Source organism: Flavobacterium sp. UBA4854 (genome assembly GCF_002399805.1).
Classification (GTDB): Bacteria; Bacteroidota; Bacteroidia; order Flavobacteriales; family Flavobacteriaceae; genus Flavobacterium; species Flavobacterium ginsengisoli.
On sequence record NZ_DHEI01000113.1, the window covers coordinates 2,676 to 4,676 of the forward strand.

Consider the following 2,001-nt stretch of genomic DNA (forward strand, 5'->3'; position numbering starts at 1 on the left):
TAAATGCATTAGACAATAATGCGCCATTAGAAATCTACACTTCTGTTGGAATTTTACTTCCGATTTTATTTCTGTTTTTAGCACTTTCTATAAAGTATATGGGAATTGCAAAGACAGATGCAGCGCAAAGATTGTCGTTATTTATTCCTATTCTGGCAGCTTGGCTCTTGTTTAATGAAGGATTTAATACTTATAAAGTTGTAGGAGTTCTAGTTGGTTTTGCTGCACTTTTATTCATCTTAAAAAAGCCATCAGACAACGCAGAAAACAAATGGATTTATCCAGCAACAGTTTTATTTGGTTTTGGAGTTATCGATATTCTTTTTAAGAAAATAGCTTTATATACAGTTGTCCCTTACACAACATCTTTGTTTTTTGTCTTTCTAATTGCTTTTGCTGTTTCTATTCTTATAGTGATTTACAAGTTCTTTATAGCAAAAGAAAAATTTGTTTTAAAAAGCATTCCTTTTGGAATATTGGTCGGCGTTTTCAACTTCGGAAATATATTATTCTATTTAAAAGCTCATAAAGCATTTGCAGAAAATCCGTCAACGGTCTTTGCAGGAATGAATATGGGCGTAATTATTTTAGGAACTCTTATCGGAGCATTTTTCTTTAAAGAGAAACTCTCAAAAATTAATATTTTAGGTTTGTTATTGGCTCTTATAGCAGTTGTTTTCATATTTTTATCACAATTACAGTAATTTTTTTTAGTTCATAAACCTTTAATTTACAGTTGTTTTTGTAAGTAAATTAAAATTCTTTTAAATTAACTCTACTAATTCTATAGAATTTATAAATATATTTTTGTAGCTTTGTCTCAACAATGAAAAACTATAGCCAAAATATAATAACGTCTTTTTCATGCAGCTTTGCGATGTGCTGTATGATGAATCACGTTTTGAAATGGCGTTAATAGAGAAAGTACTTGTTAGTTATTTTTTTTTTTAGCCTTTCATTGCACCATGAAAGGCTTTTTTTGAATCGTTAAAAAATCTAGATATGAGAACCAATAGAAATATGAAAATTTTGATGCGCCGTTGCTTGATAAAGATTCCGTGTTGTATCAGTTTATCAGATAAAAGGTAAATGAACTTTTATCGAAAAAGATTTTCAATAGATATAAAAAGATAACCCAAACCTAAAAACTATATATTATGAGCTCAGAAATTATAAAACATAATCCGTTTCAATCTATGATTGATCGCTTTAATATCGCTGCAGATATTTTGAAGTTAGATGATTCTATCAAACAAAAATTGCAGCGCCCAGAAAAACAAATCACTGTAAATTTTTCTATTGTTTTAGATAATGGAAACGTTCAGAACTTTGAAGGATACCGCGTAATTCACAACACGGCTTTAGGACCTTCAAAAGGCGGAATTCGTTATGATACCGCTGTAAATCTGCTGTAACTGGAATTCCCTTTGGTGGTGCTAAAGGCGGCATTATTTGCGATCCGAGAAACCATTCTAAAACAGAATTAGAAAAAATCACAAGAGCGTACACCAAAACATTATCGGATATTTTTGGGCCAGAAAAGGATGTTCCCGCGCCAGATATGGGAACTGGCCCAGATGAAATGGGGTGGTTAATGGATGAATTTTCATTATTGCACGGAAGACCTATTCATGCGGTAGTAACAGGAAAACATCTTCATTCTGGCGGATCTTTAGGCAGAGTAGAAGCTACAGGAAGAGGAGTAAGCATTATTACGCTTTTGGCGCTTCAAAAACTAAAAATCAGACCCGCAAGAGCTACGGCAGCGATTCAAGGATTTGGAAATGTTGGATTGCATTCTGCATTATTTCTGCACGAAAAAGGAGTGAAGATTGTAGCCGTAAGTGATGTTTCGGAAGCATTTTACAATCCGAACGGAATTAATATTCCAGAATTGATCTTGTATTATAATCTGAATAACAAAACCATAAAAGGATATCCTAATTCGATAGCGATTAAACATGAAGATTTATTGCTTTTAGATGTTGATGTTTTGATTCC

At 32.5% G+C, this 2,001-nt stretch carries 1 protein-coding gene and 2 pseudogenes; all 3 read left to right on the top strand.

The window, feature by feature from the left end; all coding sequences use genetic code 11:
* Positions 1-704 (top strand): EamA/RhaT family transporter (locus B3J44_RS16765; protein WP_286969795.1); only part of this gene is annotated, 704 nt, incomplete at its 5' end.
* Between the two features lie 492 nt (positions 705-1,196).
* Positions 1,197-1,549: pseudogene (locus B3J44_RS24275) on the top strand (Glu/Leu/Phe/Val dehydrogenase dimerization domain-containing protein); the annotation flags it as partial.
* Between the two features lie 12 nt (positions 1,550-1,561).
* A pseudogene (locus tag B3J44_RS16775) lies at positions 1,562-2,001 on the top strand (Glu/Leu/Phe/Val dehydrogenase); the annotation flags it as partial.